Raw genomic sequence first — 23433 nt, 5'->3', positions numbered from 1 at the left:
GGGGGGGGGGGGGGGGGGGGGGGGGGGGGGGGGGGGCCCGCGCCACAGGCGCCGCGGCTGGATGAGGCGCGGGCGCGTGGGGGCCCGCCCCGGGCAGGTGCCCGGGGCGGGCTTCTTTGCTCGGGCGGGCCGGCTTGCTCAGGGCGGGCCGCCTCGCTCAGGCTGCGGCTCAGCGCGGCCAGAGCTGGATCAGCCACTCCTCCGTGCCGTGGAAGAACATCTCGCCGGCCGCATGCCGCTCCTGGGCCGCGACACGACCCAGGCTCGCCGCGCGCAGCCGGTAGGCGCCCGGCCCGCCGAGGTCGACCGGCTCGCCCGACGGATAGCCGTCCCACTCGTTGAGCTGCACCTTCCCGTGCCGGAACAGCTCGAACTCCACCGTGTCCAGGGTGTCCCAGCTGCCCGGCGGCGCCGGCGGTTCGCCGGACCAGCTCTCCAGCCGCACCCGCGGGTGGAAGTCGGTGGTGGCGCACCGGAAGAGCACGCCGCCCGGCCCGGCGAGCACCGTCCATCGCTTGGGAGCGGTGCTGAGCGCCGCCTGCGGATCGGCGCCGTCCTCCAGGCCGCGCAGGAAGAAGGTGAAGTACGAGACGCAGGGCTCGGCGGTGCGCACGCCGAGGAGCTCGGCGGGCGGGGGTGCGGCCGTCACCGGCTCACCTCCAGCGGTCAGCTGCGGATGTGGACGTAGAACGCGTCGGAGTCGAGAATACGGTCGAGCTTGTAGAACTCCGCGATTTGTTCGCCGCCCTTCCTGTTGTCCTCCGCCGGAATGGCCTTGGCCGCGTAGTTCTGATGGGCCGGCTGGGCGCCCGCGCTCTGGTACGTCGACGCGAAGGGGTACTCGTCGCACTGCAGGCCGCGGGAGGCGTAGCCCGGCCAGTAGCGCTCACAGGTGGCGCGGACCCGGTCGCCGCTGCGCTTCTGCATGGCCTTGTCGTAGTAGTTGCGGGTGAGCGCCTGGCCGCTGGACGGCGCTCCGGGCACCTCCTTCGCCCGGTAGACCGGCTTGGTGCGCTCCGGCCGGAACTGCGCGTCACGGATGTTGCGCGCGGTCTGCCGCACCTCGCGGTCGCGGATGCCGATGCTGCTCATCACCGGGACGACGACGTCGAAGACGCACGCGCTGCTCCGCCCCGGTATGTAGGACGCCGAGTCGCAGCGGAAGCCGCCGCGGCCGGTGGTCACGGACTTGTGCCGCCCGCCCTGGATGCCGGTGAAGCGCTGGGTGATGTTGTAGTACGCCCGCTTGTCCGGCCCGTCGCCCGCGTGTGCCGAGTTGAACCAGTGGTACGAGCCGGTGCTGTCGCGCATCCACTCGCTGAGGGTGTCGGTGCGTCCGTTGCCCGGCTCGGAGGTGCAGCGGGGCGATCCGCTGAGGTTCGCGCAGGCGATGCTGTGGCGGAGCTTCAGCCCGGAGACGTCGCCCTTGACGTCGCTCTTGTCGAGGAGCGTGCCGTAGTAGATCCGGCGCTGCCCCTCGTAGCCCTCGCCGATGGTGGTGGCGCGGAACCTGAAGGAGCCGATGGGGTAGCACCCGATCAGCCACCTGCACTTCTGCTTGTACAGGGTCTGGGTGGTGCCCTGACAGTGGAAGAAGTGGTCGATGGTCCAGCCGTAGGTCCGGTACGTCTTCCGGTTCTCCATGCAGACGTTGATGTTGGGGTCGGTGCGCCGGAGGGCTGGGGCCTCGGGGCTCCCCTCGGGGCCTTTCCGCTCGGCGAGGGAGCTCGGCGTCTTTCCTTCCTTCTTCAGCGTTTGCAGGGTGCGGGAAGCGGTCATGCGCTCCTCCATGTCCTGCGCGCTCTCCTTCGGCAGGCCCTGGTGGGCCTTGCGGTCGTCGAGGCCGAACGACGGTGTTCCCCCGGGGTCGGGGGCCGGCTCCTCGGTCACGATGGTGAAGTCCGTGGTGTCCGGCGTGGGCGCGGCGGTCGCCGCTCCGGCGGGCACGGTCAGCAGCACGCTGAGGCCCAGGGCGCTGATGACGGTGACGAGTGGTCGCCTCACGAGACGGTGTCCTCCTTGCGGTGCGGCACCACCGGAGGGGCCCGGACGCGTACGACGACCCCGCTCCGTCGATGCCATGTGCATGACACGTCAAACGTAGCCCCTGATGCAGCAACCCGCGGCTGTGACACGCCGGTTGGTCAGTTCGGGCAGCCACCCGGTCCGAGCAACAAGATCCCGCACGGGCCGCCCTGCCCGGCACGGAACCCTACGGGCCGGCAGGTGCCCGGCATCCGGATGATCTTCACAAGAACGGTCAATACCGCCGTCCGGGCGAGGTGCGCGCCGCTGGACTCTGGGCTTTCATGGAAGCAGGGGCCTCCGTCCCGGAGGGATTCGCCATGGGGTTCTTCGACTCGGTGGGTGACTTCTTCAGCGACGCCTACGACGCCGTACGCGGTGGCGTGGAAGAAGCGTGGAACGTCGTCACGGAGGCTGCGAACCGTCTGCTCGGCCTGCCGGACTTCCTCGCGTGCCTGCTGGGAATCCACCCCAGGAAGAAATTGCGGCTCCGCGTCCTGATCCTGCGCGACGAACACGGCCGTCCGCTGATGTCCGAGCGTGACGTCCTGCCCGCGGTCGAGCTCGCCAAGGACGTCTTCCGCGATCAGTGCAACGTCCGCGTGCTCGCCGTGGGCGGCGTCATGGTCCGCACCCTCCCCGGCCCGGCCCCCGAAGCCGCCCTGAAGGTGGGCTGCACCTGGGACGCGTGGCGAGAGGACTTCGGGGCAGCGGGCCAGTACTTCCGCGACAACCTCGCCCGAGGCGGGTTCCTCGGATACGCCCGCCCGATCACGGTCTTCATCGTCTGCGACGTCCGGAACAAGACGGGCTGCTCACTGGGCCCGCTGACCGACTACGTCACCGTGGACGTCCCCGGAATGGCCTCCCCCACCGCACCGGACGGCCGCCCACGAACCCTCGCCCATGAAGTGGCCCACTCCTGCGGTCTCACGCACCGCGAGGATCCGAACAACCTGATGGAACCCAGCGGCCCGGGCACCACCCTCACCGGCTGGCAGGAGTGCGTCTTCAGGAACTCCCGCCACGTCACGTACCTGTAAGGGCGCACGAACGCGTATGAACGCGCACGATGAGGAACCGTGCCGAAGGTTCACCCACCGGATCGAGGAATGACGAAGGGGCGCCCGACCGGGCTGCTGCCCGCCGGGCGCCCCTGTCCCCGACTCGGCTGCGTTCTGCGCTACGCCTTGCGGAGCCGGTCGATGATGCCGTCGAGGTCGCGGGTGAACAGATCGGGGCGGACGTAGTGGCCGCCGGGCACCTCGTGCCATTCGTGCGGGATGCCGGCCCTGTCGAGGAAGCCGCGGAACTCCCGCTGGGTGTCGAGCACGGCCGTCTCGTTGAACCTGTCCCAGAAGGTCGGCTCGGGGCTGGTGCCCGCGACCATGAAGACCCGCTTGTTCCGGTAGCTCTCGACGCGCTCGCACGGGTTGTCCATGCTGACCCGGTTCTGGTCCCACGGCACGCCGTAGACCGTTCCGCCGCCCAGTTCGATCGCCGCGGAGGACGCGTTGGCCCAGTGGACGACGCCGCCCTGGATCCCGCCTGCGGGGCCCCGCAGGCTGGCCGGGCCGGAGTGGGAGCTCACCGAGGCGAAGTGGCCCCAGTACTTGGCGGCGTACTTGAGCGCGCCGAAGCCGCCCATCGAGAACCCGGAGACGGCGCGGCCGTCGTACTCGGCGAAGGTCCGGAAGTTCGCGTCGATCCACGGGATCAGCTGGTTGATGTGGAAACTCTCCCAGTTCCGGGGGCCGACGGTCGAGCTGACCGGGTTGGAGTACCAGCCCGCGTGCCCGCCGTCGGGCATCACCACGATGACGGGCTTGCCGGCGGTCCAGGCACGGATGTTCAGGGGCGGGCGGTCGAAGGTGATGAAGTCCTGGTCAGTGCCGCCGCCGTGCAGCAGGTAGACGACGGGGTAGGTGCGCCCGCTGAAGTGGTAGTCGTCGGGGAGCAGGACGTTGACGGCGGGCTTCCAGCCGATCTCGCGGGTCTCGAACCGGTAGTACCACATGCGGGGGTCGGCTTCGCCACGCTCCACGATGCGCAGCCCGAAGCCGTCGCCGGCCGCGTGGGCCGCCGACGCCGACGCGACGACGGACCCGGCGCCGAGGGCCATGGCGGCGGAGACCCCGCCGACGGCTTTCAGTACGTTCCTGCGGGTGGGGCGGTGCTCGCTCAACGGGACCTCCTGGTCGGGGGTGGCTGATCGGTGGGTGACCGGTCGGTGAATGAGTGGGATGTGAGCGCGGTCCGGGGACCGAGGGTCCGCAAGGTAGTCATGGGCAACGGGGCAAGGAACCCGGAACGATCCGGGGTGACAGGCGCGGGGGTTCCTGGTGGACTCGGAGAGTGCGACGGCACAGGCACGACGCGGTGCTGGATTCCCAGTGCTGGATTCCCAGGGTCCCAGCGACCTCAGCAGTCCCAGCAGTCCCAGCAGTCCTGGTGGCCCGGAGGCCTCGCTCACCGCACGGACGCGGGGCGCGGGCACTCGGGGATCCGCGGGTGGTCCTTCGTCCGTACGGCGGGCAGCCAGGCGGTGGGCCGTGCGGAGCCCCGCGGGAGGCGCACGCGGTACCAGGCGGCGGACTGCGTGTCCGCCTCGTCGATGATGGGCATCCCCTGCGGGAGGAGGCAGTCGACGGTGAGCTCGTCGCCGTGCCACACCCGTGTCGGTACGACGTTGTCGATGGTGTAGGGCCGGAGGGGGTCGATCGCCAGGCCGAGGCTGCACTGCGGGTCCCTGTCCGTACGGCCCCGGCAGCTCAGCTCGGCGTTGAAGACCCGGAGGCGCCCGGCTGCTTCGGCCGCCGCGACGCCGGGCTTGCCGGGATGACCGGGCGTTCCGGACGTGCCGTGTGCGGCGTGCGTGCCGTGCGTACCGGCCACGCCGTCACCTACGGCGTACGGCCAGATCGCCGCTCCCACCGTGCACACCGCAACGGCTGCGAGAGTGGCGCGGGCTCTTCTCCTTCGCCGGCGCATCACCGGGTGCCCGGTCTCCACCGTGGCTTCCACCAGAGTCTCAACCGGGGTCTCAGCCGGGGGCTCAACCGGGGTCCCTACCGGGGGCTCTGCTGTCGTGGCCGACGCCCGCCGGCCGGTGATGCGCGCGAGCAAGCTCTCGGCGGTGTGCGTGGCGCGTGCGGCGTGGGTCGGGGCCAGGCAGTCGGCGGCCAGCGCGCGCCAGAACGGCGGGACCGCGCTGTCCAGGCGCAGTGGTGCCCGCCCCTCGGCGTACTCCTGCGTCGCGGCGCCGCGGGCCATGGGCGTGGCGCCGGGAAACGGCGAGGCACCGGCGGCGAACACTTCGTGGATCATGATGCCCAGGGCCCAGATGTCGGCGCTCGGACGCACCTCCACTCCCCGCTCGCCGAGCGGGGCCCTCCACCGCTCGGGCGGGAGGTAGTCGAAGGTGCCCATCGGGGGCGCGTACCCATGGGTGCCGTGGGTGCCGGTCAGTTCCGTGGCCAGCCCGAAGTCCGAGAGTTTCACGGAGCCGTCCGGCATCAGCAGGATGTTGTCGGGTTTGAGGTCCCCGTGCACCCAGCCGCTGCGGTGCAGGTGTGCCAGGCCCTCACAGATCTCGGCGAACAGCCGGACGCCTACGGCATGAGCACCGTCACCGTCACCGTCACCGGCACCGGCACCGGCACCGTTACCGTCACCGTCACCGGCATCGTTACCGGCGCCAACGCCGGCGCCGATGACTCCGGCGTCGAGCATGTCCCGCAGGCTGCGCTCGGCCCGCTCCATGACCAGCACGACGGCGCCGTCCAGGATCGGGGAGTCCGGTTCGCTGAGTACGACGGAGTCCAGCAGACGGATCAGCCTCGGGTGGGAGGACCGGCGGCCGAATTCGACCTCGCGCCGGGCGGTTTCCGCGGCCTTGCGGGCCTGGCGCGGTGCCAGGCCGGCGGTCGGCAGAACCTTGAGCGCGACGCCGCGGGGCACGCCGTGACCCGGCCGCCCCGCCGCCCGGCCCGAGTGCGGCGAGGGCCCGCCGTCGCCTGCTGACCGTCCCTCGTAGACGGTCGCCCAGCCGCCGGCCCCGATCCGCTCGGTGACCTCCCAGTCGCCCACGCGGTAGCCGCGTGGGAGCAGTTCCGTGCGGTCACCGTCCGATGAACCGGCCGAGCCGTGCACCGTATCCCCTTCCGGATCCGCTTCCGGTCCGCCTTCCGCATCGACGTACGGGGCCACCCCGCCTCACCTGGCCGCCTCCCGCTCCTGCGTACCGGTTCCGGCCCGGGGCGGCAGCAGCGCGAGGTGCTCCTCCCGTACGAGCCCGAACCGCAGTACGAGTCCGACGATCGCTTCCCGCTTGCCGTTGCGGCGGGCTTCCCTGCGGGCTCCGTGCTCGACAGCCGGAGTGCTGATCCGCATCTTCTCGTCGGCCAGGTAGTCGATGTGCGAGCTGACCGCCCGCGCCGTCAGCCGGCCGCAGGCGGTGTGCCCCCGGAGCCTCTCGACGATCTCGGGGGTGGTCGGCACCGCGACCGGGGACTCGTCGCGCAGCCGCGGCTCGCAGAGCGCGACCAGGACCAGGAAGTAGAGGGCCGTCTCGTCCAGCGAGTAGGCCGTGACCGTGCGGCTCCCCCACTGATCGCCCATGCCGTCCGGGTCCAGGTCCAGGTAGACGTGGTCGGGCGCGAACACCTGGAAGGCGACCGTCGTGCTGCCGCGGGTCGGCAGCACGACCCGCGAGAACTCGAAGGGGATGGGTGCCCCGGCCCGCCGCGGCGGCACCCTCAGGTACTCCCCCGCTCCCTCCGGGTTCTCCACCAGATAGCTCTGGGTCGTACTGAGGTTGCTCAGCTGCCAGTGGTCGTCCGTCACCCGGATCTCCCCCGCCAGCCGGGAGATCGCCTCGTCGTCGAGGCGGAGCTCGACCGGGCACGTCGCGGAGCCGCGCCCGAAACGCGCCACCTCCCCCGGGCCGAGCCGCAAGGTCATCGCACCACCGCACGGCTCCCCTCCGACCTCTCCCGCCCCCTGCGGCAGATAGATCACGATCCCGCTCACTGCCCCCTCCTCACCCCGCAGCACCGGTCCGCACGCACGGCGAACGTTACACATCCCGCCCGGCCCCTCCCACTCCTCAACTCCGGCTGATTTCGGTCTTGTGCAGCGAGGTCGTCATGGCGACAGCACACCGCGGCGAGGACGGCCGCGCCACGGCCGATCCGTGCCCCGGTACGAAATCCGTGCGTTCTTACATACTTTTGCCGTCGCTCTGCCGTGCCTGCGAAACGCGCCCGGCAACGTTGTGCCCGCAACTGAGGAGAATCCCCCGGGGCCTGAGGCAGAGGAGACGGCAATGACGTACGAGAGCACGGCGCGGCGTGCGGGGCTGGTTGTGAGCATGGTGGCGGTGATGGCCTCGGCTCTGCCGGTGGCGGCCTCGGCCAACGCCGCCACCGGCGGCAGTTCCGGCTCCGGCGCCGCACCCGTAACCGCCCCTGCATCCGTATCCGTATCCGTATCCGCATCCGCATCCGCAACAGCACCCGCCTGGTGCCCGGCCATCGGCGGGCACCGGGTCGACTGCGGCCGGCTGGGCCGCCCGCTCGTCACGGGGAAACCGGAGCTCGGCGAGGTCAAGGTGAGTTACGCGGTCGTGCGCCACAGTGCGCCCGGGCCCGCCAAGGGCACCGTCGCCGTCAACCCGGGCGGCCCGGGCGAGACCTCGGTCGACAAGGCCGAGGCGTTCGCCTGGGGCCTGGAGGGGCTGCTCAAGGACCACGACCTGCTGCTCGTCGACCCGCGCGGCACCGGGGCGTCGGAGCCGGTCCCGTGCGGGGTCACCGACGCCGAGTACCGCTTCGGGACGCGGGCACAGCAGCGGGCCGCGGTCGAACGGTGCGCCGGGAACCTCGGGCCCAGGGCCGCCGGTTACGCGTCGGCTGCCACCGCCGACGACATCGACGCGATCCGCGCGCACCTCGGCGTACAGAAGCTCAGCCTGTACGGGCTGTCCTACGGCACGTACCTGATGCCGGTGTACGCCTCCCGCCACCCCGAGCACGTACGCAACATCGTGCTGTCCGGCGCCTTCCCCCTCGCCCTCGATCCGCTGGCCCGGCCCAGCGCCCAGGCGGTCTCGCTGAGCCTGCGCCGGGTGTGCGAGCGCAGCGTCCCCGTCGCGTGTGACGGCCGGCAGGCCGTGAAGGATCTGGCCACCACGGCCGCCCGTCTGCGGGGCCGGCCCATCACCGTGCCGATCACTACCGATCACGGCGTGTACAAGAAGCGGTTCACCGAGGACAAGCTCGCCAACCTGGTGTTCGAGGCGGCCAGCAGCCAAGTCGGTTTCGAGCCGGACAAGCCCTCGCTGCTCGGTCAGCTGCCCCACGCCCTCGACCGCTTCGTGAAGGGCGACGCCGCGCCGCTGCGGAAACTGGTCCAGGAGGAGGGGAAGACGGGCAGCACGGTGGACCAGGCGCCGTACATCGCGGTCACCTGCAACGACTACCGCAAGGCCTGGTCGAAGGACGCGCCGCTGCCCGAGCGGTGGCGTCAGTACAACGCCGCGCTGGCCGCCGTACGACCGGGTGAGCACGGGGCGTTCAGCGCCAAGGGCTTCACCGAGGGCACCACGGACGCCGGGGACGTGTGCATCGGCTGGCCGCGCGAGAACACCCCCGGCCCGCAGCCCACGAAGCCCGAGCTGCCGGACGTCCCGGTCCTCGTGCTCTCCGGCGACCTCGACGCCAACACCCCCGACGCGAGCGGGAAGAAGGCCGCCGAGCAGTTCCGCAACAGCCGGTTCTTCTCGGCCCGCAACATGGGGCACGTGCCCGAGCTGGAGCAGAGCCGCTGCGTCACCGGGGTCTCCTCGCACTTCCTCCGCACCGGCGAGCCGGGCGACACCTCCTGCATGCGCGCACTGCCGCCGATCACCGTCGCTCCGGTCGGCCCCGTCCGCGACTGACGGGCCGGCGCCATGACCGCTTCCCCCACCGGCGAAGATGATCACATGACTGACGAAACGGGACACCGCCGGACAGTGCTGGTCGTCGAGGACGACCCGGGAGTGCGCAGCACCTTGGACCAGCTGCTGCGCTTCGAGGGCTACCGGGTGCTTCTCGCCTCCGACGGTCTGGAGGCACTCGGCCTCCTGGAACAGGAGGGGCCCGACCTGGCGGTGGTGGACGTGGTCATGCCGGGCCTCGACGGCCTCGGGCTGTGCCGGATGCTGCGCAGGCGCGGCGACCGGCTGCCCGTCCTGGTCCTGACGGCCCGGCACGAGGTCGGCGACCGGGTCGCCGGTCTCGACGCGGGCGCCGACGACTACCTGGCCAAGCCGTTCGCGACCGAGGAGCTCTTCGCCCGCATACGGGCGCTGCTGCGCCGCACCGAGCCGCCCGAGGACAGCGGGACCCTGACGGCCGCGGGCCTCACCCTGGACCCCGCATCCCGGCAGGCATACCGCGGCGAGCGGCAACTCGACCTGACGAAAACCGAGTTCGACGTCCTGGAGCTCCTCCTGTCCCGCGCGGGCGTGGTCCTCAGCCGCTCGCAGATGTACGAACGCATCTGGGGCTACGACTTCGACACCACGTCCCGCTCCCTCGACGTCTACATCGGCTACCTGCGCCAGAAGACCGAGCAGGGCGGCGAGCCCAGGCTGATCCACACCGTCCGCAACGTCGGCTACACGATCCGGCCCGCATGACGCTCGGCACGAAGTCCCGCATGACGCTCGGCGCCACGGCCCGCAAGACGCTTCGCGCCACGGCCCGTATGACGCTCCGTACGAAGGTCACCGCCGTCGTCGCCGCGGCCGCCGCGCTTGCCATCGCCCTCGCCGCCCTCATGTCGTACCGGGGCGTGAGCGACTTGGTCGCCGACGAGCTCGAGCGGGGCCTCGACGACCGTACGAACACCGTCGTCACCCTCCTCGACGCCGACCTGGCGCCGCCCACCCGGCCGGACATGATCGAGCAGGTCGTGTCCGCCCAGGGGGCGGTAAGGCCTCTGGCGCCCGGCCGCGACACCCTGCCGGTCTCGCCGGACGCGCTGCGCGTGGCCCGTACCGGGAAGGGAGAGAGCCGCGCGGACGTGGTCGTCTCCGGCACCGAGTACGGCACCCTGACCAGGCCCCTGCCCGGCGGCGGGGCGGTCATGGTCGGCCGGAGCTACGAGGGCGCCGCGCGCATCGACGACCAGTTCCTGTGGCGGATCTCCTGGACCACCGCGGCCGCCATCGGCTTCGCGGCGCTCCTCGGCTGGCTCGCCCTGGGGCGGGTCCTGCGGCCGGTCCGCCGGCTGGCCACCGCCACCCGGCGCATCACCACCACGCAGGACCTCGCCACGCCGCTGCCACCCGCCGGGGCCGACGAGATCGGCCAATTGACGCACAGCTTCGCGCACATGCTCGCCGCGCTGCGCCGCTCCCGCGCCCAGCAGCAGCAACTGGTCCAGGACGCCGGCCACGAACTGCGGACGCCTCTCACTTCGGTGCGCGGGAGCGCCGAGCTGCTCCAGCGGGCGCGCGGCAGGCTCGCCCCCGAGGACGAGGAGCAGATCCTCACCACCCTGGTCACCGAGACCACCGCCCTCGACGACCTGGTGCGCGAGCTCGTCGAGCTGGCCACCGACCGCTACACGGAGGAGGAACCCGAGACCGTCGACCTGGCCGCCGCCGCGGAGGACAGCGCGCAGCGCTTCCGCCTGCGGACCGGGCGCACCGTCCTCGTCGTCGAAGACGACACGCACCCGCCGGTACCGGTGCGTGCCCGGCCGCGCGCGCTCCAGCGGTGCATCGACAACCTGCTGAGCAACGCGGTGAAGTTCAGCCCCGAAGGCACCCCGGTTGCCGTGCACGTCGGCGGGGGCAGGCTGGCCGTACGGGACCGGGGCCCGGGCATAGCGCCGGGCGAGCAGCACGCCGTCTTCGACCGCTTCTACCGCGGCCCCCGGACTCAGGCGACGCCCGGATCCGGCCTCGGTCTGGCCATCGTGCACGACATCATCACGGCCGACGCCGGAACCGTCTTCGCCACCACGGCGCCCGGGGGCGGCGCGGAGGTCGGCTTCACCCTCCCGCCCGACGGCCGGGACGGCCGGCCGAAGGGCCCGACGGCACGGAAGCTCTTCCGCAGAGCCCCGTGAACTACGTGAACTGGCCGTCGGCCGGTCGCACCGCCTCCACCTCGGCTGCCGCCCGCCGGTCATAGGTCCGGCGGGCGGCCAGTACCTCGCCGTGGTGTTCCTCGGACCAGTCCTGGATCGCCATGAGCAGGCCGGTGAGGCTGCGGCCGAGGTCGGTGAGTTCGTAGACGACCTTCGGCGGGATCGTGGGGAAGACGGTGCGGGTGACCAGGCCGTCGCGCTCCATGGTGCGCAGCGCCTGCGTGAGCATCTTCTGCGTGACGCCGTCCAGGCGGCGGCGCAGCGCGTTGAAGCGCAGCGGCCCCTGCTGGAGGGCGCCGACCGTGAGCAGGGCCCACTTGCTGGTGAGCAGTGACAGGACCGGGCGGGTCGGGCAGGTCTGCAGGTAGGCGTCGGCGCCACCGTATTGCCGCAGGTCAGTGCAGGTATCCATAGGGAACCTGAGTATCAGGAGGGTGCCTCCTTTTCAAGTGCCGGCATGTGACGCAGGCTGGTGTGCACCGCGCGGCGACCGTGAGAAATCAGCAGGACGATCAGAGACGATCAGGGATGATCAGTAAGAGGGGTACGTGATGGGTGTGCGCATGCGCGCTGTCAGTCAGCTTGCCTTCGGCGGCCCGGAGGAGCTGTGCGTGGCGGAGGTGGAGCGTCCGGAGCCGGTGACCACCGAGGTGCTGGTGCGGGTCGAAGCGGCCGGCGTGAACCCGGTGGACGCGAAGTACCGGGCAGGAGTGGTCCCTTGGGGGACGCTGCCGTTCATCCCCGGCTGGGACGTGTCGGGGGTGGTGGAGGCGGTCACTCCCGGCGTCACCCGCTTCGCACCGGGCGACGAGGTGTACGGAATGGTGCACTTCCCGTGGCGCGGCGGCGGCTACGCCGAATACGTCACCGCCCCGCCCCGCCACCTGGCCCACAAGCCGGCCGCCCTCACACACGCCGAAGCCGCGGCCCTGCCGATGGCGGCGCTCACCGCCTGGCAGGGATTGGTGGACACGGCGCGGGTGTCGAAGGGGCAGCGGGTGCTGATTCTCGGGGCGGCCGGCGGGACGGGTCATCTGGCCGTGCAGGTCGCCAAGGCGCTCGGGGCGTACGTCATCGGCACCGCGCGGGCGGAGAAGCACGCGTTCGTGCGCGGCTTCGGTGCGGACGAGCTCGTCGACTACACCACGACCGATGTCGGTACGGCCGTACGGGACGTCGACATGCTCTTCGACCTGGTCGCAGGTGACGATGCGGCGCGGGCGGTGCAGACGCTGCGGCCGGGCGGGATCCTGGTGAGCGCCACCCGCGCGGCGGCCGTGCCGGGCCTGGCCGAGCGGGGGGTGCGCTTCGCGAGCCTCGGCGTCGAGCCGGACTACGCCTCGCTGGAGAAGCTCAACGCGCTCATCGCGCAAGAGCGGCTGCGGGTGCACGTCGAACGCGTCCTGCCGCTGACGGAGGTGGCCGAGGCTCACCGCCTGATCGAGAGCGGTCGGGTGAAGGGAAAGATCGTCCTCGTTCCCTAGGTGAGGCCGCTGGCGACGCCGAACTGACAAAGTATCAACGCTGTTGCATTCAAGGGTGTCAGCACTGGCGCCCCATTGAGCACAGTGGTCCGTGAGGAGACGCATGCAACCCCGCGTCGCACCCCATCACGGAGGGAAACGGCCATGAAGTCAGCCAACCGCTTCATCTTCACCCGCCGGCATCTGGCACTCACCGCCGGTGCGGCCGCACTGGCCGCTTCCGGTGGAGTGTGGTTCGCCGCGTCGTCCGCCTCCGCCCAGGCCGAGCTCAAGCCGGACATCGTCACCGCCACCGCCAGCAAGCACAACACCGCCCAGGCCACGGCGGTCTGCCCGCCCGGCAAGCACGCCACCGGCGGGGGCTGGCAGAGCAACGGGGACGGGAAGGACAGCTACCCCGCCCCCGACGGCAGAGGCTGGACCGCCGTCGCCGCCGGTCCCTACACCGTCAACCTCACCGTCTACGCCATCTGCCAGGCGGACTGACATCGGTGTCCATGGGGGCGTCCGGGGCGCCCATGGAGCGTCCCACGGACATCAGTCATCGACGGTCAGGGCCAGCACGGCGACGTGGGACCACGTAACCAGCAGGAAGTCCTTGCGCCAAGCGGCGGAGTAGGCACCGTCGTGGGACAGGTCGATCTCCGCCGCGATCCGTACGACGCCCAGGCGCTGCTCGATGGCTGCGACAAGGGCCTCCAAGCCATCGGAAACCCCACCGGAGAGCACATCCGCAGGCACCGCGCTCCGGCCTGAAGTCATCGAGTCGACGGCCCACCGCACTTCCTGGTGCCAGCGCGAAAGCGGCTTGATCGGTCGTACGCCGGCTACGTCGTCAGGGCTCGCAGCCGACTGCGCGACCTGTACCAGCGGCGCTCGTGGGGGAAACCCGCCGACGAGCGGCAAGGCGGCGACCAGGGAGATGACGACGGCATGGTCGGCATCGCTCAACGCCTCCTCCATGGGCAGGGCGACCTCGCGCACCGCGGCCTGGGCCGAGATCGCCGCTTTCTCCGCCGGGGATGTCTGGTCCGGTGGTCGTGGTGGTGCCGGCGGTATGCGCATTCACCGACGGTAACGCGCAGGCACCCACGGGCACACATTGTGTGTGCCCGTGGGTGCGCTGCCCATTCGGTCAGCGATCGGCGATCGGTAACCGCGATCGCCGACCCCCTTAGCGGTTCTGCGCGTGGGTCACCCCTTCCCAGGCGACGAAGAGGTCGTCCGTCCCTACCTTCCGCTGTCGCTGGGCGGCCCGCTGGGCCTGGGGCATGGAGATGTGCCGCCGGGTGCGGAAGTGGTTCAGAGCCACCTCGGTGTCCGGCCCCATCGCGCGGTCCAGGTGCCCGCCGCACAGCCAGCGCGGCGCGTGGGCGCCCAGTTGGTACCGGGCGTGGAGGGTGAGGGCCGCCCGCATCCGCTTGCCGACCTCGCCGTAGAGGTCGAGGCCCTGGTGCCATGCGGTCTCCGCGATGTGGGCGGTGGCCGCGAGGGAGTAGCCGATGTGGGTGAAGTTCCGGCAGGTCTCCTGGCCGAGACCGTTGACGAACCTCCGCTGCCCGAACCAGTACTCCCTGGTCCTGTCGGGGCTTCCGATGTGGCTGCCCGGCGGACGCTTGGGCAGGGGGCCGTCCGACTTGAGGTAGAAGTAGGCCGGGACGCGGGCGCGGAACCTGCGCACGGCCCTGTTGAAGCCGCGCCGGTCGTCGAGGAACACCGAGATCCCCATGGCGGCGTCGGTCATGACCAGGTCCCAGTTCCCGTTGTAGTCCGGTACGGGCGCCGTCACCTCGCGGAGGTAGACCGTGCGCAGCATGCCGCCGAACCGCCGCACCCGTTGGCGCGGCCAGCCGCCGTACGTGTGCCGCATGATTTCCGCGGCCCGCGCCCAGGAACTGCCGGCCCACGCCGCCTGCAATCCGGCGTTGCCTTCGGTGTGGTCCCTGACCACGTCGGACCAGGCGTCCATGATCTGCACGGCTTTACGGGCGTGCGCGCGGTCCCGGGTGACGTACCACAGGAGCGCGTGCGTGTACGCGGCGATCGCGTCTTCCCGTTCCTCGACGCACCCGTATCCGGGCCGGTCGTCCGGCGGGCACTCCACGATCCGTTCGGGCCTCGCGGTGTAGTAGAGCGACCCGTACCGGCTGTGGCGCATGGCGGCGAACGACGACCGCCACTGGCCGCCGGCCTTGGCTCGTTTGCGGAGGCGGTCGAGCTGGCCCCTGCTCACCAGCACCCCTGGGTGCTTGAATCCGCGCGCGTGCGCGGCCGGCCGTACCACCGGCTCCGCCGTGCCGGCGGCTTCCGCCAGTGGTACCGGCGACGTCAATGTGGTGAGCAGAGCGACCGTCAGGGCCGTAGGGCGAAGCAACCGCCTGATGCCGTTGCCGCGTAGTCCGGACACAACACTCCTCCCATTCGATGCGGTAAGCCTCACTCCCCCCGCGGGCCCGGGCGTCGCCGTATGCAGTACGTCAAGGGGCAACGTCCCGAAACCGGCAACCCGTGACAATGTGAATGATCATCAGAATAGGCACCCTCTGCCGCGGACTCGGGATTCGCCGCGCACTCCGCGAAGTGCGTCACCGGAAAGAAGGCCGAGGTGCATGCACTCGCCGCGGCCGCGTGGCGACGAGCGGGTGGCGCTCCGCTCGTCAGGCGTCGAAGCGGTGGCGGGAGCCCTCGATGTGTCCGAGGTACCGGTGGGTCCAGTCGCACAGCCCGTCGATCGTCACCCGCAGGGCCCGGCCCGGTTCGGTGAGGGTGTATTCGACCCGCGGCGGCACGACGGGGTGCACCGTCCGCTCGACCAGGCCGTTGCGTTCCAGCATCCGCAGGTTCTGGGTGAGCATCTTGTGGCTGATGCCCTCGATCTCGTTACGCAACTCGCCGAAGCGCAGCGTGCGCTCCCCCAGGGCCTCGATGATCAGGAGCGCCCACTTGTTGGCGATATCCGAGAAGATCTCCCGCGCCAGAGAGTCCGCGCGCCTGAGGTCCGCTTCGTCGGGCGAGCCCGTGAACTGCTTGGTCACCATCGGGTTCCTCAGTCACTGAAAAGTGCGTTCTTCCATGTCAGCGGCCACTCTCCTACGGTTCCCGAGTAACCACAAGAGAGCGGGCGCACCCCGTCGTGGCTCGATGGAAGCGAGCTCACGGGCGCCCGCGGCAATGGAGGCAGGCAGCATGGCCATCACCTTGGTGAACCCCGGCGGATTGCCGGCGATCGACGCCTACCGGCAGGTGTCCATCGCGACCGGGTCGAAGCTGGTCTTCGTCGCCGGACAGGTCGCATGGGACGCCGAGGGGGTGACGGTCGGCGAAGGAGACCTCGCCGCTCAGGTCGAGCAGTGCTACCTCAACATCGGCACCGCCCTGGCCGAGGCCGGTGGTTCCTTCGAGGACGTGGCGAAGCTGACCGTCCACGTCGTCGACTGGACCCCTGACAAGATGCCCCTGCTGATGGAGGGCATCGCCCGGGCGGCCGCGAAGCTGGGAATCACTCCGGTCCCGCCGGCCACGCTGCTGGGTGTCGCGGCGCTGGACATACCCGAGCATCTGGTCGAGGTCGAAGCCACCGCCGTCATCGACTGAACAGGCGCACTCCTACCGGGTCGAGCCGGTCTCCGGCGCCGCCCGCACAGACAGTTCCCGTTCGGCGACCGCCCGGAAGCCGTGGGGCGGGCGGCCGGTGAGGCGCTGGACGGTGCCGGTCGTACGGTCCTCGGCCCCCTCGGCGATGGCGCGGTCCATGCCGGCCAGCATCGCGGCGAACTCCTGCGGCATCAGTGCGGCGAGCCGGTCGCGCATGTCGTCGTAGGTCAGGTGACGGTGGGTCACGTGGCGGCCGGTGACCTCGGTGACGATCGAAGCGATGTCGTCGTGGCTGAGCGCCTCCGGTCCGGTCAGGACCAGGTCGGTGTTCGGGGCGCGGTCGTCGGTCAGGGCGCGTACGGCCACGGCGGCGATGTCGTCGGCGTCGACGAAGCCGACCCGGCCGTCCCCGGCCGCGGTCAGGATGGCGCCGTGCTCGCGGATGCTGTCGGCGTGGAGGTGCGCGCCGGTGAAGTTCTGCATGAACCAGGAAGGCCGCAGAACCGCCCACTGGCTGAACAGACCGGGCAGGGCCTGGTGCACCGCCCCCACCCCCGGGCCCCCCGCGGGGACGGCCGAGGCACTGAGGAGTACGGCGCGGTGCACACCGGCGGCGCGGGCCCGGTGGAGGAAGGGCAGCATGACTGCTGCCGGGTCGGGGTCACCGACGGGCGGGACGAGGTAGACGCGGTCGGCTCCGTCGAGTGCGGCTCCGAAGGTGGCGGGGTCGTACCAGTCGAAGCGGACCGGTTCCGCGCCCGGGAGCGCGGTGGCCCGCCGGCTTGCGGCCTTGACGCGATGACCGGCGGCGATCAGCTGTGCGGTGGTGCGGCTGCCGGTGGTACCGGTGGCGCCGACGACCAGGACGGCGGCGCTGCAGTCATGGGTAACGGTCATCGGGCGCCGCTCCCCGTGAAGTCCATCCCGGGCGCGCGGACGGCGAGGGGGTTCCAGTAGTCGCGGTAGGAGGTGAAGCGTCCGTCCTGGGCGGTCACGACGGCGATGTAGGTCATGTCGAAGGGACTTCCTGTCGTGACCATGCGACCCACGCCGCGCATCTCGGCCACGACGGTCGCGGGGTCGGCGGTCTCGTGGATCTTCAGGTCGGGGAAGTCGTGCAGGTCGATGTGGTCGGGGTAGTCGCGCATGTAGGCGGCGACGGCTTCCCGCCCCTCCAGCCGCTCGGGCCAACCCGGAGGGGCGAAGGGGAATTCCATGACGCCGTGCTCGGCCCACAGGCCGACCCAGGCGCGGATGTCCTTGTCCAGGAGCAGGCTCAGGCTGTGGCGGTACAGATCCGCCGGTGAGGTCGTCACGGGCATGGGGTTCTCCGTCCGATACGATACGGACCAGCGGTCCGCTTCTTCCGGCAAAGATACGGACCGGCGGTCCGCATCGCAACCGGAGGAACCCATGCCCGAACCCGAACGCAAGCCGCGCAAGGACGCAGCGCGTAACCGGGCGGCCGTCTTCGCGGCCGCCGACTCCCTCTTCGCCGGCTGCCGGAGCCCCGAAGAAGTGACCATGGCGGACATCGCGGCGGCAGCCGGCGTCGGCAAGGGAACGCTCTTCCGCGCCTTCGGCGACCGCACCGGACTGATCCGCGCGCTGTACGAGGCACGACTCGAACCCATCAGGAACGCCGTCGAGGAAGGCCCGTCACCGCTGGGTCCCTCCACCGCGCCGCTGGAGCGCGTACCGGCCCTGCTCGACGCCGTCCTGTGCTTCAAGCTCGACAACCGCCACCTCGCGCAGGCCCTGGAAGGAACCGGCACGGACAGCCCCTACCGGACGGAACACTACGAGCGCTGGCACACCCTGCTCCGCGACCTCCTGCAGCGCATCCCGGGACAGGGCGACAGCGACTTCACCGCCCACGCCCTGCTCGCCGCCACCCGGGCCGACCTCGTCACCTACCTGGCCGACGAGAAGGAGACGCCGCGCGAGGAACTGCGGGACCGGCTGGCGAGGTTCACGGCCGGCGTGCTCGGCAGCGCCGGGTGAGACGGCCTCGGGGTGCCGCACCAGGACATCGAGTGCGGCTCACTGGATCCCCTCCAGGAACGGGACGACCGCGTCGATGAAGTGCTCGTTCCGATCACCGGCCACCATGTGCCCCGCGTCGGCCACATCGACGCGCCGCGCGTGGGGAACCCCGTCGCAGAACTGCTCGGCGACGTCTTCGCGCACCACGTCGCTGAGGACGCCGCGCACGAGCAGGATCGGCGCGTCGGCCCGGCGCGCGGCGTCCAGGAGACGTTCCGCCATGCCGGGCGGGTCCACCCGGCCCTCCAGGCTGTCCAGCATCCGGGGGTCCCAGTGCCAGATCCAGCGATCACCGCAGCGTCGCAGGTTGTGCCGTAGCCCTTCGAGGTCGTCCGGACGTGGGCGATGCGGCAGGTAGGCGGCCACCGTCGCGGCAGCCTCCTCGACGCTGGCGAATCCGTCCGGCCGGCGGCGCATGAACTCCATGATCCGGCGGACCCCGCGAGGGTCCGGTCGATGGGCCACGTCGACGAGCACCAGCGCGCGAACGGCCGCCCTGGGCGCCTCTCCGGCGGCGAGCAGGGAACTCAGACCGCCGAGCGAGGCACCGATGAGTACCGGCCGGTCGTCGAGGTCGGCGGCGACCGCCCGGACGTCCTCGGCGAACAGGTCGACGTCGTAGTCACCGTCGGCCGACCATTGACTGGTGCCGTGCCCACGCAGGTCCGGGACGATGACCCGCCACCCCAGCCCGGCCAGCCGAGGGCCGGTCCGCCCCCAAGCGCGCCGCGTCTGGCCGCCGCCGTGCAGCAGGACGAGCGGTGTCGAGGACGCCTCGCCCCACTCATCCGCCGCGAGCAGGATCCCGTCGCGGCCCACGAAGCTCCGGGGTCGTGGCCGTGCGTCGGCCGTCATATCGTGCCCCGGGTCCGCAACGGCGCCAGCAGTTGCTCGCGATAAGGATCCGCGGCCGCCGCGGCGAGCGCGACGTCCAGCGCGAACAGAGCACGCGCGAGGAACCGGTCGTCGTCGATCAAGTGGACGACCCACTGGTGCAGCGCACCCACGCACGAGGTGCCGACGACGGCGGCCAGCGCGTCGGTGTCGACGTCGGCACGCAGGAGACCTTGCGTCCGTGCATCCGCCATCGCCTGGCGGAGCTGCGTGAGCGGACTGCGGTCGAGCACGAGCCCGCTTCCCTCCCACTCACGCACCATGCGACGCGATACGACCGGGTCGCCCACGAACAGCAGGACGGTCGACCTGACGACCTCCCGCGGATCGCCGTCTCCCAGCGCCGCCAGGCGGTGCTCAAGGTCGTCCATGAACCCGGCGGCGAGCGCCTCCCAGATCTTGTCTCGCGATCCGATCAGGTTGTACACGGTGGCCGGGGCGACCTCCGCCCGCTCGGCGATCCGCTCAGCAGTGACCACCGACTCCGGCCTCTCCCGCAGGAGTTCACGCATCGCCTCAAGAATCCGGACCCGCCGCCGCGCCTTGTGCTGCTCGCGCAGCCCGCCTTCGACCGTCTGCATACGCGCGCACCCCTTCAGCAAATTTGGAGAGCTCTCCAAAATTAGGGGTGCCTCTGGACCCGGTCAAGGGTTGAGGCAGCCGGCACGGACCGTGACGCCTGCCTACAGCACGGCGCGTGGTCCGGGCTGCCCGGAAGGCAGCCCGGCGCTGTGCGCGGCTTCGTCGGTGGCTGAAGAGCCGTCAGCCGCGGAGTATGCCGTCGAACTGGGCCCAGTTCGACCAGGGTCCGCCGATGGCGCTCTGCCAGCGGTGGTACACCCAGCCGCCGCTGTTCACGCCGAACAGTTCGACGCGGCCGTCCGCGTTCGTCTCCGCGGCCACCTGGGTCAGGCCGCCGTCCATCTGGGCCCATCCCGTCCAGCCGTTGCCCCCACCGATCTGGGTCTGGGCACGGTGGTAGATGTTCCCGGCGCTGTTCGTCCCGAAGATCTCCAGGCGCCCGTCGGCGTTGCGGGCCGCGGCGATCGACGACAGGTTCCCGTCGAACTGCTCCCAGCCGGACCAGGGACCGCCGGGCCGCCCGAGCTGCCAGCGGTGGAAGACGTTGCCGGCGCTGTTGACACCGAACAGCTCCAGCCGGCCGTCGCCGTTCGTCTCGGCGGCGACCTGGGTCAGCAGGCCGTCCATCTGCTGCCAGCCCGACCACGCACCGCCGACGGCGGTCTGCCAGCGGTGGTAGATGTGCCCGGCGCCGTTCGAGCCGAAGATCTCCAGGCGCCCGTCCGCGTTGCGGGCCGCGGCGATCGACGTCAGAGCGCCGTCGAACTGCTCCCACCCGGACCATCCGGCCCCGGGCGACGTCTGCCAGCGGTGGTAGATGCTCCCCGCCCCGTTGACGCCGAACAGTTCGACGCGCCCGTCCGCGTTCGTCTCGGACGCCACGGCACGCAGGGCCCCGTCGAACTGCTCCCAGCCCGTCCAGGCACCGCCGACGACACCGGTCTGGCCGCGGTGGTAGATCGCGTCCCCGGGGTTCGTCCCGAAGATCTCCAGGCGCCCGTCGGCGTTGCGGGCCGCGGCGATCGACGACCCGAACACGGCGAACGGCACGGCCGGCCCCGTACGGGCGGCGGCCGATCCGATCCCCGGCAAGGCCGCCACCAGCGCCGCGACCACGGCAACGACAACCAGCCGGAACGTGCGGACCGTGCGTCTGTGCCTCTTCCTCATGCGACTGCCCTTCCTGCGCAGTAAGACCACTGACTGCAATCGGTAACAGGGAGGTACGTGAGCCGATGGACCTGCGGAACCCGGTGGAGACGCGGCCCGCACCCTACTGCGCCGGGCCCGCGACAGACAGGGCGACGTCCGGACGGCTTACGGATCGAGCCTGCGGACCGCCCGGCAGCGAGCGCCGCCACGCTCGCGAGCGGGACCGGACAGCGCTCGAGCGTCTCAGCCCGGTACAGAACATGCAGGATGCCTTGCGGTAGTCCCGCATCGGCAATCCCCCTGCCCATGTTCTACGTAAGTAGGGGGCTGGTTACGTTTGACGCACGGCGGCGGGGTGTACAACGAGCTTCAGCAGGGCGTGCGTCAAATATACGAGCGCGACCCGGTTCTTCAGCGTCTCCTCCAGGCGGCGCTCGATCCCGGCAACGACCTCTCCAGCGCCGACCGGCCCCTTGCAGGGATGTGGTTGTGGTCGTCCCGACCGTGGTCGCCCGCTCCCAGTCGACCTCGAGGCGCTCCGTCCAGACCTGCTCGAATTCAGTGACTTGTCGCGCGGCGCTGGAACACGGGCCACCGTTCCGCGCAGATCCCGCACTCGATCGCCGAATCGATCCGGAATCGCTCGATACTGCTCCGGCGCGCCCATCGCCCGGCGCGGATCAGTATCCCGGGACCGAGCCCGGCTCCGGGAGGCTTCCCTTCGGGAGGCTGTCCCTGGCCGCCCCGGTCATCGCGCCGCCGATGGACTGCGCTGCCGACCCTGCCGCCCCTCCGATGAACTGCTGGACGCCGGAGGTCGTTTCCCGCAGGGCGCCGCCGCCCGCCCGGCCGACCGCGGGCAGGGTCCTCCCGAGCTCGCCGCCCCCGGCCGCCCGGCCCAGTTCCGCGGTCGTCTTCTGCAGGGCGGTGTCCACGGTCGTGGTCACCCTCTCCGGGTCGATGCCCCCGCCGACCAGGTCGATGCCCGGCGTCCCGCCCGCGGCATGGGCGACGGCGCCCGGGCCGAAGACGCCTGCGCTCAGCGCGGCCGCGGTCAGGGCGGTCGCCGCGAGGACTCGTCGCATCTGGACTCCTTCAGTCAATTCCGGCAAGACGGGCCTTTACCGCAAGAACGAGCCGGAGGAGCTCCCGGACACGTCACCCGTTCGCCACACCCTCCGACCGGTCCGCGGCTTCCCCCTCCCCCTCCCCCGCGTCGCGCCGAGCACGCCGTCACGCCAAGCCGGCGAGGACGGCGGCCAAAGGGGCCGGGTCGGCGGGTCCCAGGTGCGGGGCGGGCAGGGAGTGGACGTCGAAACGATTGCCGGGTGTCGTCGCGTCAGCTTCCTTGATCATGCGGTCCTGGAGGGCGAGCGGGATGCTGCGGTCGAGGGTGAAGCGCAGGTAGCTGCGAGGGATGCGGCCCCACGTCGTCGGGTGGCCGCGGGCGTCGTCGCGGATGAGCGAGGCCGATTCGTCCGGTTCGAAGGCGTTGAGCGCGTTGCGGAAGGCCACGTCGCTGTAATCCGCCGCGAAGGCGGCTTTCGCCTTGACGGCGAAGTCGGGGTCCGCCGAGCGCCAGTTGTTACGGAGGACACCGGTCCGCTCGGGATCGCCGACGCTGGGAATGGTGGGGAGCAGCGTCGCCCTCCCTTCCGGGAGCAGGAAGCAGTCGAGGATGGTGCGTATCCGTACGCAGCAGAACGCCGACACGTAGACCAGCCGCGCGATCGCGTCCGGCACCTGATTGCCGACCCTGGTGATCGTGGCCCCGCCCATGCTGTGACCGACGAGGATGACCGGCCCCTGCCGGGCGACGCGACGCACGACGCCCGCGACGTGGCGCGCGTTGTCCTCCAGGCTCGTACCGGAAAGGACCGGTGAGGGGGCGGTGGCGAACGCGGCCAGGTCCTGCGGCGCCTGGTAGGAGGGCGGGAAGTTCGCCTGCACTCCATGGCCGGGGAGGTCGACGGCGAGCGCGCGGTGGCCTTCCAGGGTGAGCGCGGCGATCAAGGGGGCGAAGGCGTAGGCGTTGCTGTTGGCGCCGTGCACGAGGAGGAAGGTCGGCTGTTTCCGGGTCGCCCCCTCCTCCCTCCCGGCGTGTGCGCCGATCAATCCGCCGGCCGCGGCGCCCGCGCCGGCTGCGGCGACCACCGCCCCGGCCCGCCGCAACAGACCTCGTCGGCCGACTCCACGGGGCGGGCCGTACTCGGGCGGCGCCCCGGCGGACGCTGAGGAAGCGTTCACCGGCTCAGGCACGTGCTCGCCGTTCCGCGCCGCGCGCGACCTGCGCCCAGCCGAGGAGTATCGCGCCGACGGCGCCGACCACCAGATCGGTCCACTGCGGAAGTCCTGCACCCCTGAGGAGGCCGGCCACGCCGAAGCTGGTGTTCCACAGCGCCTCGGTGAGGGCCGACCCGAAGCCCTGCACGAAGAGGATCACCCCCAGGAGCCGGCGGGTGCGCTGCCAACTGCTCTGACGGTGTTGCCTCGTGCGCGTCACGGTCATGCC

Annotated in this window: 25 protein-coding genes; 8 read left to right on the top strand and 17 right to left on the bottom strand. The window is 71.3% G+C overall.

Annotated features, from left to right (window positions below; all coding sequences use genetic code 11):
• Nucleotides 1-169: 169 nt before the first annotated feature.
• Entirely contained in the window at nucleotides 170-649 is a 480-nt protein-coding gene (locus NQU55_RS15845; RefSeq protein ID WP_168096743.1) for a hypothetical protein, read from the bottom strand.
• Between the two features lie 17 nt (nucleotides 650-666).
• Entirely contained in the window at nucleotides 667-2004 is a 1338-nt protein-coding gene (locus NQU55_RS36825) for a NucA/NucB deoxyribonuclease domain-containing protein (protein WP_256790747.1), read from the bottom strand.
• A gap of 341 nt (nucleotides 2005-2345) precedes the next feature.
• Between NQU55_RS36825 and NQU55_RS15835 the strand changes: the two genes are divergently transcribed.
• On the top strand, nucleotides 2346-3068 hold the full coding sequence (locus NQU55_RS15835) for a hypothetical protein (protein WP_256790746.1): 723 nt from the start codon (nucleotides 2346-2348) through the stop codon (nucleotides 3066-3068).
• Between the two features lie 140 nt (nucleotides 3069-3208).
• Here the strand turns inward: NQU55_RS15835 and NQU55_RS15830 are convergent, their stop codons facing one another.
• From NQU55_RS15830 to NQU55_RS15820, 3 genes are all read right to left on the bottom strand, one after another.
• Nucleotides 3209-4210: an alpha/beta hydrolase gene (locus NQU55_RS15830; RefSeq protein WP_284702541.1), complete on the bottom strand. Its 1002-nt coding sequence runs from the start codon at nucleotides 4208-4210 to the stop codon at nucleotides 3209-3211.
• 284 nt (nucleotides 4211-4494) lie between these two features.
• On the bottom strand, nucleotides 4495-6177 hold the full coding sequence (locus tag NQU55_RS15825) for a serine/threonine-protein kinase (RefSeq protein ID WP_256790745.1): 1683 nt from the start codon (nucleotides 6175-6177) through the stop codon (nucleotides 4495-4497).
• A gap of 63 nt (nucleotides 6178-6240) precedes the next feature.
• Nucleotides 6241-7056 carry an FHA domain-containing protein gene (locus NQU55_RS15820; protein ID WP_256790744.1) on the bottom strand — a complete coding sequence of 272 codons (816 nt, stop codon included), beginning with the start codon at nucleotides 7054-7056 and terminating at the stop codon, nucleotides 6241-6243.
• Nucleotides 7057-7351: 295 nt separating this feature from the next.
• Between NQU55_RS15820 and NQU55_RS15815 the strand changes: the two genes are divergently transcribed.
• From NQU55_RS15815 to NQU55_RS15805, 3 genes are read left to right on the top strand one after another with little or no spacing between them, the layout of a single operon-like run.
• Nucleotides 7352-8965, top strand: a complete 1614-nt coding sequence (locus NQU55_RS15815; RefSeq protein ID WP_240976594.1) for an alpha/beta fold hydrolase — start codon at nucleotides 7352-7354, stop codon at nucleotides 8963-8965.
• Nucleotides 8966-9010: 45 nt separating this feature from the next.
• The gene (locus tag NQU55_RS15810; RefSeq protein ID WP_168094300.1) at nucleotides 9011-9709 is read left to right on the top strand and encodes a response regulator transcription factor; all 699 of its coding nucleotides are present in this window, start codon (nucleotides 9011-9013) and stop codon (nucleotides 9707-9709) included.
• On the top strand, nucleotides 9706-11148 hold the full coding sequence (locus NQU55_RS15805) for a HAMP domain-containing sensor histidine kinase (RefSeq protein ID WP_168094299.1): 1443 nt from the start codon (nucleotides 9706-9708) through the stop codon (nucleotides 11146-11148). Before NQU55_RS15810 ends, NQU55_RS15805 begins: the two co-directional genes overlap by 4 nt.
• Nucleotide 11149: 1 nt before the next feature.
• On the opposite strand, the gene NQU55_RS15800 is transcribed toward NQU55_RS15805, so the two are convergent.
• A complete protein-coding gene (locus NQU55_RS15800; protein WP_168094298.1) occupies nucleotides 11150-11581 on the bottom strand; it encodes a winged helix-turn-helix transcriptional regulator in 432 nt (143 codons plus the stop codon).
• Nucleotides 11582-11732: 151 nt separating this feature from the next.
• Here NQU55_RS15800 and NQU55_RS15795 point away from each other — a divergent pair, with 151 nt between their 5' ends.
• Nucleotides 11733-12653 carry an NADP-dependent oxidoreductase gene (locus NQU55_RS15795; RefSeq protein WP_168094297.1) on the top strand — a complete coding sequence of 307 codons (921 nt, stop codon included), beginning with the start codon at nucleotides 11733-11735 and terminating at the stop codon, nucleotides 12651-12653.
• A 144-nt stretch (nucleotides 12654-12797) separates the two neighbouring features.
• On the top strand, nucleotides 12798-13139 hold the full coding sequence (locus NQU55_RS15790; protein ID WP_168094296.1) for a hypothetical protein: 342 nt from the start codon (nucleotides 12798-12800) through the stop codon (nucleotides 13137-13139).
• A 51-nt stretch (nucleotides 13140-13190) separates the two neighbouring features.
• Here the strand turns inward: NQU55_RS15790 and NQU55_RS15785 are convergent, their stop codons facing one another.
• The 3 genes from NQU55_RS15785 to NQU55_RS15775 all read right to left on the bottom strand — a co-directional run bounded on the left by NQU55_RS15785 (nucleotide 13191) and on the right by NQU55_RS15775 (nucleotide 15691).
• Complete coding sequence (locus NQU55_RS15785) at nucleotides 13191-13718, bottom strand: hypothetical protein (RefSeq protein ID WP_168094295.1); 528 nt, start codon at nucleotides 13716-13718, stop codon at nucleotides 13191-13193.
• Nucleotides 13719-13827: 109 nt separating this feature from the next.
• The gene (locus NQU55_RS15780) at nucleotides 13828-14997 is read right to left on the bottom strand and encodes an alginate lyase family protein (protein ID WP_372504730.1); all 1170 of its coding nucleotides are present in this window, start codon (nucleotides 14995-14997) and stop codon (nucleotides 13828-13830) included.
• 313 nt (nucleotides 14998-15310) lie between these two features.
• The gene (locus NQU55_RS15775) at nucleotides 15311-15691 is read right to left on the bottom strand and encodes a winged helix-turn-helix transcriptional regulator (RefSeq protein WP_256790742.1); all 381 of its coding nucleotides are present in this window, start codon (nucleotides 15689-15691) and stop codon (nucleotides 15311-15313) included.
• Between the two features lie 148 nt (nucleotides 15692-15839).
• Here NQU55_RS15775 and NQU55_RS15770 point away from each other — a divergent pair, with 148 nt between their 5' ends.
• The gene (locus tag NQU55_RS15770; RefSeq protein WP_256790741.1) at nucleotides 15840-16247 is read left to right on the top strand and encodes a RidA family protein; all 408 of its coding nucleotides are present in this window, start codon (nucleotides 15840-15842) and stop codon (nucleotides 16245-16247) included.
• A 12-nt stretch (nucleotides 16248-16259) separates the two neighbouring features.
• Here the strand turns inward: NQU55_RS15770 and NQU55_RS15765 are convergent, their stop codons facing one another.
• On the bottom strand, nucleotides 16260-17144 hold the full coding sequence (locus tag NQU55_RS15765; protein WP_168097056.1) for an NmrA family NAD(P)-binding protein: 885 nt from the start codon (nucleotides 17142-17144) through the stop codon (nucleotides 16260-16262).
• Nucleotides 17141-17569 (bottom strand): nuclear transport factor 2 family protein, encoded by a 429-nt coding sequence (locus NQU55_RS15760; RefSeq protein WP_256790740.1) that lies wholly within the window; start codon nucleotides 17567-17569, stop codon nucleotides 17141-17143. The genes NQU55_RS15765 and NQU55_RS15760 overlap by 4 nt, the downstream gene beginning before the upstream one ends.
• A 91-nt stretch (nucleotides 17570-17660) precedes the next feature.
• Here NQU55_RS15760 and NQU55_RS15755 point away from each other — a divergent pair, with 91 nt between their 5' ends.
• Entirely contained in the window at nucleotides 17661-18251 is a 591-nt protein-coding gene (locus tag NQU55_RS15755; RefSeq protein WP_168094452.1) for a TetR/AcrR family transcriptional regulator, read from the top strand.
• Between the two features lie 39 nt (nucleotides 18252-18290).
• On the opposite strand, the gene NQU55_RS15750 is transcribed toward NQU55_RS15755, so the two are convergent.
• The 6 genes from NQU55_RS15750 to NQU55_RS15725 form a co-directional block, all read right to left on the bottom strand.
• The gene (locus tag NQU55_RS15750) at nucleotides 18291-19112 is read right to left on the bottom strand and encodes an alpha/beta fold hydrolase (protein ID WP_256790739.1); all 822 of its coding nucleotides are present in this window, start codon (nucleotides 19110-19112) and stop codon (nucleotides 18291-18293) included.
• A 32-nt stretch (nucleotides 19113-19144) separates the two neighbouring features.
• Nucleotides 19145-19768, bottom strand: a complete 624-nt coding sequence (locus NQU55_RS15745; RefSeq protein ID WP_168094450.1) for a TetR/AcrR family transcriptional regulator — start codon at nucleotides 19766-19768, stop codon at nucleotides 19145-19147.
• A gap of 181 nt (nucleotides 19769-19949) precedes the next feature.
• On the bottom strand, nucleotides 19950-20939 hold the full coding sequence (locus NQU55_RS15740; RefSeq protein WP_168094449.1) for a PLL family lectin: 990 nt from the start codon (nucleotides 20937-20939) through the stop codon (nucleotides 19950-19952).
• Between the two features lie 662 nt (nucleotides 20940-21601).
• Nucleotides 21602-22006, bottom strand: coding sequence for a hypothetical protein (locus NQU55_RS15735; protein ID WP_168094448.1), 405 nt, complete (start codon nucleotides 22004-22006; stop codon nucleotides 21602-21604).
• 148 nt (nucleotides 22007-22154) lie between these two features.
• Nucleotides 22155-23033: an alpha/beta hydrolase gene (locus NQU55_RS15730; RefSeq protein WP_256790753.1), complete on the bottom strand. Its 879-nt coding sequence runs from the start codon at nucleotides 23031-23033 to the stop codon at nucleotides 22155-22157.
• 139 nt (nucleotides 23034-23172) lie between these two features.
• Nucleotides 23173-23430 (bottom strand): hypothetical protein, encoded by a 258-nt coding sequence (locus NQU55_RS15725; RefSeq protein ID WP_168094447.1) that lies wholly within the window; start codon nucleotides 23428-23430, stop codon nucleotides 23173-23175.
• Nucleotides 23431-23433 lie beyond the last annotated feature (3 nt).

The organism is Streptomyces telluris (genome assembly GCF_024519335.1).
Classification (GTDB): Bacteria; Actinomycetota; Actinomycetes; order Streptomycetales; family Streptomycetaceae; genus Streptomyces; species Streptomyces telluris.
The sequence above is the reverse complement of the archived record's forward strand: the minus strand, read 5'-3'. Positions and strand labels throughout refer to the sequence as shown.